Annotated in this window: 11 protein-coding genes and 1 tRNA gene; 6 read left to right on the top strand and 6 right to left on the bottom strand. The window is 69.5% G+C overall.

From position 1 onward, the window contains the following. Positions 1-5: 5 nt before the first annotated feature. Together ASF88_RS04870 and ASF88_RS04875 are read right to left on the bottom strand one after the other, a co-directional pair. A complete protein-coding gene (locus ASF88_RS04870) occupies positions 6-2585 on the bottom strand; it encodes a glycosyltransferase (protein ID WP_082518750.1) in 2580 nt (859 codons plus the stop codon). Between the two features lie 61 nt (positions 2586-2646). Next, positions 2647-3177 (bottom strand): MarR family winged helix-turn-helix transcriptional regulator, encoded by a 531-nt coding sequence (locus tag ASF88_RS04875; protein ID WP_055914979.1) that lies wholly within the window; start codon positions 3175-3177, stop codon positions 2647-2649. 81 nt (positions 3178-3258) lie between these two features. Between ASF88_RS04875 and ASF88_RS04880 the strand changes: the two genes are divergently transcribed. The 3 genes from ASF88_RS04880 (at position 3259) to ASF88_RS04890 (ending at position 5802) form a co-directional block, all read left to right on the top strand. Continuing rightward, positions 3259-3330: transfer RNA gene (locus ASF88_RS04880), tRNA-Gln, on the top strand. Between the two features lie 51 nt (positions 3331-3381). Further along, complete coding sequence (gene glmU / locus ASF88_RS04885; RefSeq protein ID WP_055916672.1) at positions 3382-4824, top strand: bifunctional UDP-N-acetylglucosamine diphosphorylase/glucosamine-1-phosphate N-acetyltransferase GlmU; 1443 nt, start codon at positions 3382-3384, stop codon at positions 4822-4824. Continuing rightward, entirely contained in the window at positions 4825-5802 is a 978-nt protein-coding gene (locus tag ASF88_RS04890) for a ribose-phosphate diphosphokinase (protein WP_055914981.1), read from the top strand. Between the two features lie 43 nt (positions 5803-5845). On the opposite strand, the gene ASF88_RS04895 is transcribed toward ASF88_RS04890, so the two are convergent. The 4 genes from ASF88_RS04895 to ASF88_RS04910 all read right to left on the bottom strand — a co-directional run bounded on the left by ASF88_RS04895 (position 5846) and on the right by ASF88_RS04910 (position 10351). Further along, a complete protein-coding gene (locus ASF88_RS04895; RefSeq protein ID WP_055914983.1) occupies positions 5846-6193 on the bottom strand; it encodes a hypothetical protein in 348 nt (115 codons plus the stop codon). A 111-nt stretch (positions 6194-6304) separates the two neighbouring features. Further along, positions 6305-7765, bottom strand: coding sequence for an NADP-dependent phosphogluconate dehydrogenase (gndA, locus tag ASF88_RS04900; protein WP_082518751.1), 1461 nt, complete (start codon positions 7763-7765; stop codon positions 6305-6307). 88 nt (positions 7766-7853) lie between these two features. Beyond that, a complete protein-coding gene (gene uxaC, locus ASF88_RS04905) occupies positions 7854-9269 on the bottom strand; it encodes a glucuronate isomerase (RefSeq protein ID WP_055914985.1) in 1416 nt (471 codons plus the stop codon). Beyond that, positions 9266-10351 carry a LacI family DNA-binding transcriptional regulator gene (locus ASF88_RS04910; protein ID WP_055914988.1) on the bottom strand — a complete coding sequence of 362 codons (1086 nt, stop codon included), beginning with the start codon at positions 10349-10351 and terminating at the stop codon, positions 9266-9268. The genes uxaC and ASF88_RS04910 overlap by 4 nt, the downstream gene beginning before the upstream one ends. 148 nt (positions 10352-10499) lie before the next feature. On the opposite strand from ASF88_RS04910, the gene ASF88_RS04915 reads away from it, so the two are divergent. Genes ASF88_RS04915 through ASF88_RS04925 form a run of 3 tightly spaced genes read left to right on the top strand, consistent with a single transcriptional unit; the run spans position 10500 to position 13793 of the window. Next, positions 10500-11867, top strand: a complete 1368-nt coding sequence (locus tag ASF88_RS04915) for an ABC transporter substrate-binding protein (protein ID WP_082518752.1) — start codon at positions 10500-10502, stop codon at positions 11865-11867. Between the two features lie 13 nt (positions 11868-11880). Next, positions 11881-12864, top strand: a complete 984-nt coding sequence (locus ASF88_RS04920) for a carbohydrate ABC transporter permease (protein WP_055914992.1) — start codon at positions 11881-11883, stop codon at positions 12862-12864. After that, positions 12861-13793, top strand: coding sequence for a carbohydrate ABC transporter permease (locus tag ASF88_RS04925; RefSeq protein ID WP_442915015.1), 933 nt, complete (start codon positions 12861-12863; stop codon positions 13791-13793). Before ASF88_RS04920 ends, ASF88_RS04925 begins: the two co-directional genes overlap by 4 nt. Positions 13794-13833 lie beyond the last annotated feature (40 nt).

Genomic DNA, 13833 nt, shown 5'->3' on the forward strand with positions numbered 1-13833 from the left:
GGTCGTCAGCCGATCTTCTGCGTGCTCGAGGGTTCGTCGGTGGAGGCGGCCGCCGCGGGGGAGGCCGGGATGACGGGCGTGGCGGGGTCGGGCTGGGCACCGATGGCCCGATAGAACTCGGCGACCGCCTTGCGGTTGTAGCCGGCCCAGTCGAAACCGCCGTCCGGGACGTCTCCGCGCAGGAAGGCGCGCAGCCCGTCTGCGACACCGTCGACCGACTGCGGCACGACTAGGCCGCTGCCCTTGGGCAGCGCGTTCTTCGCGGACGCGAACTCGACGGTGACGATGGGAAGCTGCAGCACCAGCGCCTCCAGGATGACCATCGGCTGACCTTCGTAGTCGCTCGAGAGCACGAAGCAGTCGGCCTTCGCCATGATGGCGTGCGGATTGCGCTGCATGCCGGTGAGGAAGACCGAGCCCTGCAGCCCGAGCTCGGCGACCACGGCCTCCAGATTACCGGCGAGCGGGCCGGAGCCCACGATCAGCAGGCGCGTCTTCGGGTTCTCCGCGTGCACCTGGGCGAAGGCGCGGATCAGGCGCTCCTGGTTCTTCTCCGGCGACAGCCGGCCCACGTTCACGAAGGTGGTGATGCCCTCGCTCGGGGCCAGCAGCTGCTCCGCCCAGTCGGGGATGCTGCCGGTCTCCTCGTCGAAGGCGAGCTCATGGAGGTCGGCCGCCGCGTTCTCGAGGATGTGCTCGGCGTCGACGGTGTTGAGCGCCGAGCGGAACTTCGCGGGCTCGGCGTACTCCGCGAGGGAGGCGCGGTTCACCTCGGACAGCGTCGGCGAGACCGACACCAGGTGGTCGTACTGCGCGTACAGCGTGAACAGCTGCGTGAGCGAGTGCAGCATCCGCTTCTCGCCATTGACCTCGCGGTGCGCGTCGGCGGCGAGGTCGTTGTGCATCCAGATCGAGCGCTGCGCCTCGGGGGAGTGGAGGAGCAGGATCGCCCAGAACGGGCCGTAGCCGGAGAAGTCGACCACGTAGTCGAACCGGGTGTCGCCGAAGCAGCGGTACCACTCGTCGTCCCACAGCTGGTTCTGCGCGTCGGTCTCGGCGTGCTGGGCCGTGCGGCCGCGACGGAAGTCGAGGTGCCGGGCCAGATGCCGCAGCTTGGCGCCGTTCATGCCGCCGACGCGGGGGAACTGACGCACGGCCGGGTGGATCTGGCTCTGCTTGGCGATGATCGTCTGCGACCCGCTCTGGGCGAAGAACGCGGAGACGTCGTAGCGCTCGTGGTCGAGGTTGTTGAGCAGGTTCAGCGCCGAGGTGGTGATCCCGTTCGGGCGCATTCCGCCGAGGTAGAGCAGGATCTTCTCGCGGCCGTCGTCGTCGAGCGAGGTGCGCAGGCGGTAGCCCTCGCGCACGCCGCGGAACACGATGTCGACGACGCGCTCGGAGGCCGAGCCGTCGTCGTAGGGGGTGAACCGGCGCTGCATGTCGAGGTAGCGCTCCTGGGACTCCGCCGGAACGCGGTCGTCGTCGGCCGCGACCGCCGCGAGCGCGTCGCCCAGTTCGCGAGCCGACATGAGGGTCGGCCCCGGCCACTCGTCCGGCTCGAAGTAGAGGCCGCGCGTCCCAGCGTACTCGGCGAGGTCGGGCGTGAAGAAGAGGATCGGCCGGCCGGTGCGGAGGTAGTCGAAGAAGATGCTCGAGTAGTCGCCGACCAGGATGTCGGTGGCCCCGAGGACGAGGTTCGTGGGGATCTCGTTGGGCACAAGCATCCGCGCCAGCTCGGGGCGGTCGGCGGCCAGCGCGTGCACCGTCTGGTGCGTCTTGACGAGCACGGCGTAGCGGCTCGTGTCGATACGCTGCTCGACTTCGTGGAGGTGCGCGAGGAGGGCGTCGAGGTCGTCCTCCGGCCGGCCGAACGTCTGGCCCTTCCAGGTGGGCGCGTAGAGGATGATCTTGCGGTCGCCGAGGGGGATTCCGGAGGCCACGAGCCGGCGCCGCACGTCGTCGCGCTGCGCGTCGTCGAGGAACTGCCGGTCGACGCGCGGGTAGCCCTCCTCGATGATCGTGCCGCGGTAGATGCCGTCGAGCTTGTACGCGCTCTGGTACATCTGGTCGGCCATGAACGGATTGGCCGCCAGCAGGTAGTCGGCCTGCACGAAGTTGCGGACGATGTTGGCGGTCGCGAGCGCGCCGTCTTCGATGTCGTAGCCCATGCGCTTGAGCGGGGTGCCGTGCCAGGTGTTCAGGTAGACCTGGCCGGGCCGCTTGGAGAAGTCGTACGGGAAGGTGGCGTTGTTGACGAGGTACTGGCTGGTGGCGAGCGCCCGGTAGTACGCGGCCGAGCCGTAGCGGACGAACGTCACGCGGGGGTCGTCGGCGAACTCCTCGACCGCGGCCCGGTAGCGGTGGAGGTCGGAGAGCGCCCAGATGTGGGTGAGGTGCTTCAGGTCGGGTGCGGCGAGCAGCTGCCGGAACAGCGCCTCCGGGTTGTCGAGCATCCCGTTGCCCGAGAAGGATTCGTAGAAGACCGAGCCGAGGACGAGCGGCTGCCGGCGCCAGTGCGCGTGGATTTCGAACCGAGCGGCGCGCTTCACCCGGGACGGCAGGCGCTTCAGGCGGGAGAGTCTCATCGCGGACGAGTTTATGAGAGCGGGATAACAGTCTCCTGAGAAGCGCTCATGGAGAAGCTGGTCACGCCTCTGCGTCGAACCCGAGGCTCAGCTTGCGCAGCAGGCCCGCGAGGCGCTCTTGATCCCCAGGCGAAAGCGAGTCGAGGAGTTCGGCCTCGGCGTCCACCAGGCGGGTGATCGCGGCATCGACCCTGGCGAGCCCCCCGGCGGTCATCTGCACCAGGATCCCGCGGCCGTCGTTCGGGTCCGTCCGGCGCTCGACGAGGCCGCGCGCGACCAGCCGGTCGATCCGGTTCGTCATGGTGCCCGACGACACCAGGGTCTGCTGGAGGAGCGACTTGGGGCTCAGCTGGAAGGGCGAGCCCGCGCGACGCAGCGCGGAGAGCACATCGAACTCCCACGAGTCGAGCTCGGAGCGTTCGAAGGCGCTCCGGCGAGCCCGGTCGAGGTGGCGGGAGAGTCGGTCGACGCGCGAGAGCACCTGAAGCGGCGAGAAGTCGAGGTCGGGACGTTCGCGGAGCCAGGCGCCGACGATGCGGTCCACCTCGTCGCGCGCCCCGCTGCGCGCCGTCCCGTCGTGTGCGTCGGCCATCCCTCCATGCTATTCGGCCGCCCGGCGCGCACGGCGGCACGCGCGGCCGAGTCTGGCAGACTGTGTGTGCGCGTTGCGCGGTCCGCCTTGGTGTAATGGCAGCACGACAGCCTTTGGAGCTGTTAGGTCTAGGTTCGAGTCCTGGAGGCGGAGCGACGTCCGCAGCCGACCCGACCCGACCGTCACCACCGCACCGGGAGCATCATGACCGACCAGAATCTCGCCATCGTCGTTCTCGCGGCCGGGCAGGGCACGCGGATGAAGTCCGCGACACCCAAGCTGCTGCACCCGCTGGGCGGCCTCCCGGTCGTCGGGCACGTGCTCGCGACCGCCCGCGAGCTCGACGCGGCGCGGGTCATCGCCGTGGTGCGTCACGAGCGCGATCGGCTCGCCGAGGTGATCACCGCCGACCTGCCCGACGCCGTCATCGTCGACCAGGACGACGTCCCGGGGACGGGCCGTGCGGTGGAGCAGGCGGTCGCCGCGCTCCCGGCGGACTTCGCCGGAGACGTCCTCGTGGTCAACGGCGATGTGCCGCTGCTCGACGCCGCGACGCTGCGCGAGCTGGTGGCCGCGCACCGGGCGGGAGGCGCTGCCGCGACGATCCTGTCGTCCTTCCCGGCCGATGCGACCGGCTACGGCCGCATCGTGCGCACCTCCGAGGGGCACCTCGACCGCATCGTCGAGCACAAGGACGCCAGCGACGACGAGCGCGCCATCGGCGAGATCAACGCCGGCATCTACGTCTTCGGCGCGGCCGCGCTGCGCGACATGCTCGCGAACGTGACCACCGACAACGCGCAGGGCGAGAAGTACCTCACCGACGTCATCGGACTGCTGCGGGAGGCCGGCTTCGACGTCGACGCGCTGCCGGTCTCGGAGTCGTGGCTGGTCGAGGGCATCAACGACCGCGCGCAGCTCAGCGAGGCCGCCGCCCGGCTCAACGCCCTGGTCGTCCGCACTTGGCAGCTCGCCGGCGTCACCGTGCAAGACCCTGCCACGACCTGGATCGACGTCACAGTGACGCTGCAGCCCGATGTCACCATCCTTCCGGGAACCCAGCTGCGCGGCGCGACGGCCATCCGCACCGGGGCCACCATCGGCCCGGACACCACCCTCCTCGACACGGAGGTGGGCGACGGTGCGACCGTCACGCGCACCGACGCCACCCTCGCCGTGATCGGCGAGGGCGCCACCGTCGGGCCCTTCGCCTACCTGCGCCCCGGCACCGTCCTCGGCGCGAACGGCAAGATCGGCACCTTCACCGAGACCAAGAACGCCGTCATCGGAGCGGGCACCAAGCTGGCGCACTTCAACTACGTGGGCGACGCGGAGGTCGGCGAGAAGGGCAACCTCGGCGCCGGTGTCATCACCGCCAACTACGACGGGGTGAACAAGCACCGCACGGTCATCGGCTCGCACGTGCGGATCAGCACGAACACGGTGCTCGTCGCGCCCGTTAGGATGGGTGACGGAGCGTACACCGGGGCGGGAACGGTCGTCCGGAAGGACGTTCCACCAGGCGCGCTCGCCATCACGGTCGCGCCGCAGCGCAACATCGAAGGCTGGGTCGCCGAGAAGCGGCCGGGCACCGACGCCGCACGTGCCGCTGAGCAGAGCACGGCTGCGGAAGAGAGCGGAGAGTAAGTGTCAGGGATCACTGCGACCGGCCAGAAACGACTCGTTCTCATCTCGGGGCGTGCGCATCCCGAGCTGGCCGAGCAGATCGCCGAGTGCCTCGGCAGCGAGCTGGTTCCGACCGACTCCCGCACCTTCGCCAACGGTGAGATCTACGCGCGTTTCGACGAGAGCGTCCGCGGCTCGGACGCCTTCGTCATCCAGTCGCACACCTCGCCGATCAACGAGTGGCTCATGGAGCAGTTGATCATGGTCGACGCGCTCAAGCGGGCGTCCGCCAAGCGCATCACCGTCGTCGCCCCGTTCTACCCGTACGCGCGCCAGGACAAGAAGGGCCGCGGCCGCGAGCCGATCTCGGCCCGTTTGGTCGCCGATCTCTTCAAGGCGGCCGGCGCCGACCGCATCATGTCGGTCGACCTCCACGCAGCTCAGATCCAGGGCTTCTTCGACGGTCCGGTCGACCACCTGTTCGCCATGCCGGTGCTCCTGGAGCACATGCAGCGCGAACTCGACCCGGCGACCCTCACAGTCGTCTCCCCCGACATGGGGCGCGTTCGCGTCGCCGACATCTGGAGCGACAAGCTCGGGGTGCCGCTGGCCATCATCCACAAGCGCCGCGACCCGCTGGTGCCCAACCAGGTCTCGGTCCACGAGATCGTCGGTGACGTCAACGGGCGTGTCTGCCTCCTCGTCGACGACCTCATCGACACCGGGCGCACCATCGTCAAGGCGGCGGAGGCCCTCAAGGCCAGTGGCGCGATCGGCGTCGTCGTCGCCGCGACGCACGCGGTGTTCAGCGACCCGGCGGTGGAGCTCCTGCAGTCCGACGCGATCGACTCGGTCGTCGTCACCGACACGCTCCCGCTCCCGGCGCACAAGCGCTGGGACGGCCTCACCGTCCTGCCCATCGCGCCCCTGCTGGCCAACGCGATCCGCGAGGTGTTCACCGACGGTTCGGTGACCTCCATGTTCGACGGCGCCGCCTAGGCCCGAAACGGCCTTGAGGTCGGCTCGACGTCGGCTTCGGCGGCTACGGGAGGCTGTGCGGCGTCGACGGGATGAGGCCCAGCGGCGCGACGAAGGTGGCGTCGCCCTCCGTGTTGAGGGCGTAGCACTGCCAGCCGGGGCCCGCCGGCGCGAACAGCTCGAAGCGGGCGGAGGAGTCCACCGAGTCGGGCGCGTAGTGCCGGGCGTAGACCGCGCAGGTGCCGGTCGCCGTGTCGGTCTGGATGCTGATCGTCAACATGATTCCCGGCAGCACCAGAGCGGTGAGCGCCACGACCACGAAGACGCGGGTCGCGATCGTACGGCGCCGCCCGTGCAGCGGCCGATCCGGCGGCTCGTACTCCGCCAGCTCCGGGTGGTCCTCGAACGTCACGCTTACGAGTCTGAGCCGCGCGTCCCGTGATTGCAACCGACGACGAAGGGCACGTCGTCGTCGCTTCCGGGTCGGGAAAGCGGCAACGACGTGCCCTTCGACGTCGGTTCGCTAGTGCGAGGAGCCTTCGGTCTCGATCTCGGTGCGGTCGCCCGACCACAGCGTGTGGAAGGTGCCCCCCTTGTCGACGCGCTTGTAGGTGTGCGCGCCGAAGAAGTCGCGCTGGCCCTGCACGAGTGCGGCGGGGAGGCGCTTGGAGGCGAGCGAGTCGTAGTACGACAGCGCCGAGCCGAAGCCGGGCACCGGCACGCCGGAGAGGGCGGCGGTGGCGACGATGCGGCGCCAGGCGGTTTCGCCCTCGCGCACGGCGTCGGCGAAGTACGGAGCCTCCAGCAGGGTGGCGATGTCGGGGTTCTCGTCGTAGGCGTCGGCGATGCGGTTGAGGAACTGGGCGCGGATGATGCAGCCGCCGCGCCAGATCTTCGCGATCTTGTCCTTGTTGATGTGCCAGCCGTACTTCTCGGCGCCGGCGATGATCGCGTCGAAGCCCTGCGCGTACGCGACGACCTTGGAGGCGTACAGCGCCTTCGAGACGTCGTCGGCGAACGCGGCGACGTCGGCCGCCTTCTGCACCTCCGGACGCGACTGCACGGTGGCCTGGACGGCGGCGCGCTGCGCGGGCTTGGAGGACACGGCGCGGGCGAACACGGCCTCCGCGATGCCGCCGACCGGGATGCCCAGGTCGAGCGCGTTCTGCACGGTCCAGACGCCGGTGCCCTTGGAGCCGGCCTGGTCGAGGACGATGTCCACGAACGGCTTGCCGGTCTCGGCGTCGACCTGGCGCAGCACCTCGGCGGTGATCTCGATCAGGTACGACTCGAGGTAGCCGTTGTTCCACTCGGCGAACACGTCCGCGATCTCGGCCGGCGAGAGGCCGCCGATCGTGCGGAGGAGGTCGTACGCCTCGGCGATGAGCTGCATGTCGGCGTACTCGATGCCGTTGTGGATCATCTTCACGAAGTGGCCGGCGCCGTCGGTGCCGACGTGGGTCACGCACGGCTCGCCCTCGGCGACCGCGGCGATGGAGGCCAGGATCGGGCCCAGGGTCTCGTACGACGCGGCCGAACCGCCCGGCATGATCGAGGGGCCGTGGAGGGCGCCCTCCTCGCCGCCGGAGATGCCGGCGCCGACGAAGTGGATGCCCGTCGGCGCGATCCGCTTCTCGCGCTCGATGGTGTCGTGGAAGTTCGCGTTGCCGCCGTCGACGATGATGTCGCCCGGCTCGAACCGCTCCACGAGCTGGTCGATGACTGCGTCCGTGCCGCGGCCGGCCTGCACCATGATGATCGCCGTGCGCGGCTTCGACAGCGACGCCACGAAGTCGTCGATCTGCTCGGAGGAGACGAACCCGGCCTCCGGGTGCGCGTCGACGAGCTCCTGCGTGCGCGCGTACGTGCGGTTGAAGACGGCGACGGTGTTGCCCTCGCGCGACGCGAGGTTGCGGGCCAGATTCGACCCCATCACCGCCAGACCGACGACTCCGATGTTGGCCGGTGCGTGGTTCTCGGGCACGGAGGACTCCTTCGTTGAGATGTTTGCGTCCAGCGTAGTCGCACGGCCTCGCTGTGGTTCGTCGTGTGACGCACTCGGCGTCCGCGGCTCAGCCGAGCCGGAATGTGCCCCGGGGGATGTCGTCGACCAGCCGCCGGGCGATCGCGAACGCGTCCTCCTCGGCGAGCTGGTGGGTGACCACGAGCGAGGCCAGGAACGACGCATCCACCCGGCGCGACATGTCGTGCCGGGCCGGGATGGAGCAGAACGCCCGGGTGTCGTCGATGAAGCCGCTGGTCTTGGTGAAGCCCGCGCTGTCGGTGATCGCTCGACGGTAGCGGAGGATGGCGGCAGGGGTGTCGAGGAACCACCAGGGTGCACCGGCATAGACCGACGGGTAGAAGCCGGCGAGTGGGGCGATCTCCCGCGAGAACGTCGTCTCGTCGACGGTGAAGAGCACCAGCCGGAAGGTCGGGTTCGTGCCGAAATCGCGCAGGATGGGCGTGAGCGGCTCGGTGAACGCTCCGACTGCGGGCAGGTCGTGGCCGGTGTCGGGGCCGTAGGCCTCGAACGTCGGGCGGTGGTGGTTGCGGTGCACGCCGGGGTGCAGTTGCATCACGAGGCCGTCGGCGGCGGCCATCTCGGCCAGCCGGTAGAGCATGTTGCGACGGTAGGCGACGGCCTCGGCCGTGGTGAGCGAACCGTCGAGCGCCGCACGGTGGATGCGGGAGGCCTCCGCGGAATCGAGCGGTTCGCTCCCGGCGTCGAGGACGCCCGTGTCGGTAGCGGTGCCGCCTGCCGCCGCGAACGCTGCGCGCCGCGCGCGCAGCGCCTCCAGAAGTCCCTCGTAGCTGGACGTGTCGACGTCGGCGCGCTGGGCCAGCGTGCGCAGGCGGCCCGCCCAGCCCGGCTCGTCCGGATGCATGTACCGGTCGGCGCGGAAGGTCGGGACCACCCGGCAGGTGAACGTCGGATCGGCGGCCAGGCGCGCGTGCGCCTCCAGGTCGTCCGCGGGGTCGTCGGTCGTCGCGAGCACCGCGATGCGGAACCGGTCGAACAGTGCGCGCGGCCGGAACTCCGGCGACGCGAGCGTGGCCTCCAGCTGGTCGTAGAGCGCGTCGGCGTTCGCGGCGGAGGGCTGCTCGATCAGGCCGAAGACCTCGCTGAACTCCGATTCGAACCAGAACCGGACGGGTGTTCCGAGAAACGCGTCCCAGTGCTCGCACAGCGTCCGCCAGATCGCGCGGCCGGAGGCGGGGGAGGGGACGCCGTCGCGCGCCACGCCCAGTGCGTCCAGGGGGACCCCGACCGCGTGCAGCATGCGCGTGACGTAGTGGTCGGGCGTGATGAGCAGAGCGGCGGGGTCGGGGAACGGCTGGTCGTCGGCCAGCATCGCCGCAGGCACGTGCCCGTGCGGCGAGTAGATCGGTGCGTCGGCGACGGACGCGTGCAAGCGACGTGCGAGGTCGCGCTCCGCCGGGTCGGCGGGGAACAGTCGGTCAGGATGCGGGGCGAGCGCGGTCATCCGCGTCCTTTCGTCGATGCGGGCGAGGAGGTCGTCGATGCGGTCGTCGATGCCGGAGCCTTGGCGACCCCGGTGGAGGCTCGCACCGTCAGGTGGGTGGGGAGCGTGGCCGCCTGCCGGGCGACCGGAGTGGCGCCGTCGTCCAGGCGTGCGAGCAGCATCGCGACGGCGGTGCGGCCGGCCTGCTCGATGGGGGCGGTGAGGGTGGTCAGCGGCGGGTTGCAGAAGTCCGCGCCGAAGATGTCGTCGCAGCCGACGAGGGAGACGTCGCCCGGCACATCTACGCCGCGCTCGCGGAACCGCGCCAGCATCCCGATCGCGAGGAGGTCGTTGAAGGCGATGCACGCGGTGGAGCCGGCGTGCAGCACCGCGTCGGCGGCTGCGGCGCCCGCGTACTGACGCGGCGCGAACGGACCGACGCGCACGGCCTTCACGCCGTACCCCTCGGCGGCCCGGGTCAGCGCGCGCCAGCGGCGCTCGTTCGACCAGGAGGTCTCCGGCCCCGACGCGTAGACGATCTCGCGGTGCCCGAGCGACACCAGGTGGCCGACGGCCTGCTCGACGCCGTTGGGCGTGTCGATGAAGACGTTCGCGACGCCGCGGGTCTGCCGGTTGATCGCCACGAGCGGCACTTCGTCGGCCAGCGCGGTCAACCGGCGGTCGGTGAGGCGGGAGGCCGCCAGGATCGCGCCGTCGAACGACGGGCGCAGCTTGTGCAGCATCCCGTCCTCCAGCTCGTCCGACTCCTCGGTGTCGATCAGGATCTGCGTGTACCCGGCGGCCTTCAGTTGCTGCTGGGTCCCGCGGATGATGCCGAAGTAGAAGGGGTTCGTGACGTCGGAGACGAGCACGGCGATCGCCCGGGTCCGGCCGCTGGTGAGTGCCCTGGCCTGCGAGTTGGGGATGTAGTTGAGCTCCCGGGCCGCCTGCTCGATGCGTTCGCGGGTGACGGCGTTCACTCGGCCGGGGTTCGAGAGGGCGCGTGAGACCGTCGAGGTGGCGACACCGCTCGCCGCGGCCACGTCGGCGAGTGTGGCGGGGCGGTCGGGACCGGATGTGTACCCGCGAAGCTGAGGGCTCATGTGCCCATCACAGCACACGGTGGCAAATTATGGCAAACGGTTGCATCGATCTTGCCATCCTGCCTAGAGTCGGCGGCAGCCCTCCGGCGTGCACCGTGTCCGGGGGCCACGATCCTTCAGATCACCGTCCTCAAAGGAGAGTCACACGATGAGATCACGTTTCGCGCTGGCAGCGGTCGCGGGAATCGCCGCGGCAGGCCTGGTCCTGACCGGCTGTTCCGGCACCGGCTCCAGCGGCAGCACCAGCACCGCGACCAGCGGCAAGATCGACGGCGCGGGCAAGACCCTCGACGTCATGATCGCCGCGAACACCCTGTACCCGACCCAGCAGCAGCAGTGGTTCAAGGATGTCTCCGCCCAGTTCCAGAAGGAGACCGGCGCCACCGTCAAGTTCGAGACCTTCGCCTCGGCCAACGACGAGCTGACCAAGATCCAGACCTCGGTCCTCAGCGGCCAGGGTCCCGACATCTACGACCTCGGCACGACCTTCACGCCGACCGCATACTCCACCGGCGCCTTCGTCAAGCTGACCGACGCCGACTGGGCCAAGGTCGGCGGCCGCGACCGCTTCGTCCCGGCGACGCTCGGCATCTCCGGCCCTGACGCCAAGAACGAGGTCGGCATCCCGTTCCTCAGCCGCCCGTTCGTCATGGCGTACAACAAGGATCTGCTCGCCGCCGCCGGCATCGACAAGCCGGCGACGACCTGGGACGGCCTCGCCGACCAGGCCAAGAAGCTCACCTCCGGCGATGTGCACGGCATGGCGATCGCCTACGCCGACAGCTTCGACCCGTGGAAGTTCATCTGGGCGATGGCGATGCAGCAGGGCAACACCATCCTCGACCTCAAGGACAAGAAGGCGACGATCGACGAAGCCGCCGTCAAGAAGGCCTACCAGACCTACTTCGGCTGGATGACCGAGGACAAGGTCGTCGACCCGGCCGCGATCGGCTGGAAGAACGCCCAGGCCGTCGCCGCGTTCGCCAGCGGCAAGGCCGCGTTCCTGCCGATGGTCTCCTCGTCGTCGCAGGTGACGCTCGACAAGTCGTCGGTCGCGGGCAAGTACGCCTACGCGGTCATGCCGACCGTGCCGCCGGGAGCCACCAAGCTCCCGAGCGACGGCAAGCCGGCCGCGACGATCATCTCCGGCGACAACATGGTCGTCGCCAAGTACTCCAAGAACCAGGACCTGGCGTTCGCCCTCGTCAAGATGCTCACCAGCGCCGACAACCAGGTGAAGTACACCAAGACGTTCGGCGACCTGCCGACCAATGCCGACGCCGCCAAGCAGATCGAGCAGGGCAACGAGCTCCTCACCCCGATCCTCGAAGCGGGCACGAAGGCGTACGGCACCCCGTTCACCGGCGCTTGGGGCGACACCCAGCTGGCCCTCGTGAACGTCGTGGTCCAGTCCATCCCGGCGCTCTCGTCCGGCAACGTGTCGTCCTCCGACCTGGACGCCAAGCTCAAGACGGCTCAGGACACCGCGCAGAACTCGCTCAACAAGGCGAAGTGACGCGGGGCTCCTGATGTCGAACTCCACACTGACCCCGTCCTCGGGCGCGGTCGTGACGGGCGGGTCGTCCGCGGGGAACACCCCCGCGGGCGGCCGCCCCGGCCGCCGCCGTCGCCACGGCGAGCGCAACCGGCCGCTCTGGATGCTGCTGCCCGGCGGCATCCTGATGCTGCTCATCATCGTGGTGCCGCTCATCGTCGCCGTGGTGATGTCCACGCTCGACCTCGACCAGTACACGCTGCAGAGTTGGCTGCAGGCCCCGTTCATCGGCCTGGGCAACTACGTCGAGGCGATCACCGCCTCCCCGCTGCTGCGGTCGATCGGGATCAGCGTCTCCTTCGCGGTGATCGCGGCCGTGGTGACCATGCCGATCGGCCTGGCCGCCGCCCTCGCCACCCAGAACCGCTTCCGCGGCCGCGCCCTGGTGCGTTCGCTGTTCCTCATCCCGTACGTGCTGCCCGCGTTCGTGGTCGGCACGCTGTGGCGCACGATGCTGCAGCCGGGAGGCGTCGTCGACTCGATGCTCGGCGCCGTCGGCATCCACTCGGGCCTGTGGCTGAACGGCCCCCTCAGCTATTGGTCGCTCATCATCGTGCAGATCTGGACGACGTGGCCGTTCTTCTACCTGCTCGTGCTCGCCGGCCTCCAGTCGGTGGACCACGAGGTGCACGAGGCCGCCGCGATCGACGGCGCCACGTGGTGGATCAAGCTGCGCTACGTCGTGCTGCCCTACCTCCGCGGGCCGATCTTCCTCGCGCTCATCATCGCGTTCCTCCACAACATCAATGCATTCACGCTCCCGTTCGTGCTGTTCGGCGTGCCTGCTCCGCAAGACGTGGAGGTGCTGCCCGTGCTCACCTACATGACCAGCTTCCAGAGCTTCCGGTTCGGTCTGAGCGCCGCGATGGCCATCTGCTCCCTGGTGCTGATCGCCATCCCCCTGTTCGTCTACCTGCGAGCCGTCAAGCTCGACTCCGGAGAGGAGGAGCAGCGATGACCACCGCCACCCGCGCCATGCACGCCGTCTCCGCCAAGGACGCCCGCCGGGCTCCCCGTGCGGGACGCGGGCCGTCCGCCGACGTGACGCGCCTGCTTCCGCGCCCGCTGCTGATCGCGATCATCACCGTGCTGCTGATCGTCGTGCTCGGCCCTGTGCTCTACATGCTGTTCGCGTCGGTCAACTCCGACGTCTCGGTCGCCTCCGGCGCCTTCCTGCCCACGGAGCTGCACCTCGACAACTATGTGAAGGTGTGGAGCACCGTCGACCTCGGCACCGGCCTGATGAACAGCGTCATCATCTGCGGCGCGGTCGCGATCGTCTGCGCGTTCCTCGCGGTCGCCACCGCGTACGTGCTGGTGCGCTACGAGTTCCGCGGCCGCCTGACCTTCCTGCGAGGACTGCTCGGGCTCCAGTCGATCCCCGGCACCCTGATGCTGCTGCCGGTGTTCGTGCTGTTCTCGTCGACGGCGACGCTGCTCGGCATCCAGATCATCGGAACCCGCTGGGCGGTGTTCATCACGTACCTGACCTTCGCCCTCCCGTTCTCGACCTGGGTGATGGTCACCTACCTCCGTGGCCTGCCCAAGGCGCTGGAGGAGGCCGCGCGCATCGACGGCGCCTCGTCCTGGCGCATCCTCACGCAGATCGTCGTGCCGCTGAGCTGGCCGGGGATCGTCGTCTCGGGCATCTTCGCGTTCCTGCTCGGCTGGAACGACGTGCTGTTCGCGTCGGTGCTGACCAACCCCGAGTCGCGCACGGCGGCCGTGGCCCTGCAAGTCTTCGGAGCCACTCAGGAGGGTGGAGCGATCCCCCTGTACGGGCAGATGATGGCCGCGTCGCTGATCTGCGCCGTGCCCGTCGTCGTGCTGTATCTCGTTTTCCAGCGCTACCTGATCGGTGGCCTGACCAGCGGAGCAACCAAATGACCAGCGGAGCAACCAAATGAGCAGTGGAGGAGTGAAGTAA

Source organism: Leifsonia sp. Leaf336, from assembly GCF_001423695.1.
GTDB lineage: Bacteria > Actinomycetota > Actinomycetes > Actinomycetales > Microbacteriaceae > Leifsonia.

Excerpts from the sequence above, each read along its gene's own strand:
- ASF88_RS04870 (WP_082518750.1), bottom strand. The coding sequence starts at position 2,585 with ATGAGACTCTCCCGCCTGAAGCGCCTGCCGTCCCGGGTGAAGCGCGCC.
- ASF88_RS04875 (WP_055914979.1), bottom strand. The coding sequence starts at position 3,177 with ATGGCCGACGCACACGACGGGACGGCGCGCAGCGGGGCGCGCGACGAG.
- glmU (WP_055916672.1), top strand. The coding sequence starts at position 3,382 with ATGACCGACCAGAATCTCGCCATCGTCGTTCTCGCGGCCGGGCAGGGC.
- uxaC (WP_055914985.1), bottom strand. The coding sequence starts at position 9,269 with ATGACCGCGCTCGCCCCGCATCCTGACCGACTGTTCCCCGCCGACCCG.
- ASF88_RS04910 (WP_055914988.1), bottom strand. The coding sequence starts at position 10,351 with ATGAGCCCTCAGCTTCGCGGGTACACATCCGGTCCCGACCGCCCCGCC.
- ASF88_RS04915 (WP_082518752.1), top strand. The coding sequence starts at position 10,500 with ATGAGATCACGTTTCGCGCTGGCAGCGGTCGCGGGAATCGCCGCGGCA.
- ASF88_RS04920 (WP_055914992.1), top strand. The coding sequence starts at position 11,881 with ATGTCGAACTCCACACTGACCCCGTCCTCGGGCGCGGTCGTGACGGGC.
- ASF88_RS04925 (WP_442915015.1), top strand. The coding sequence starts at position 12,861 with ATGACCACCGCCACCCGCGCCATGCACGCCGTCTCCGCCAAGGACGCC.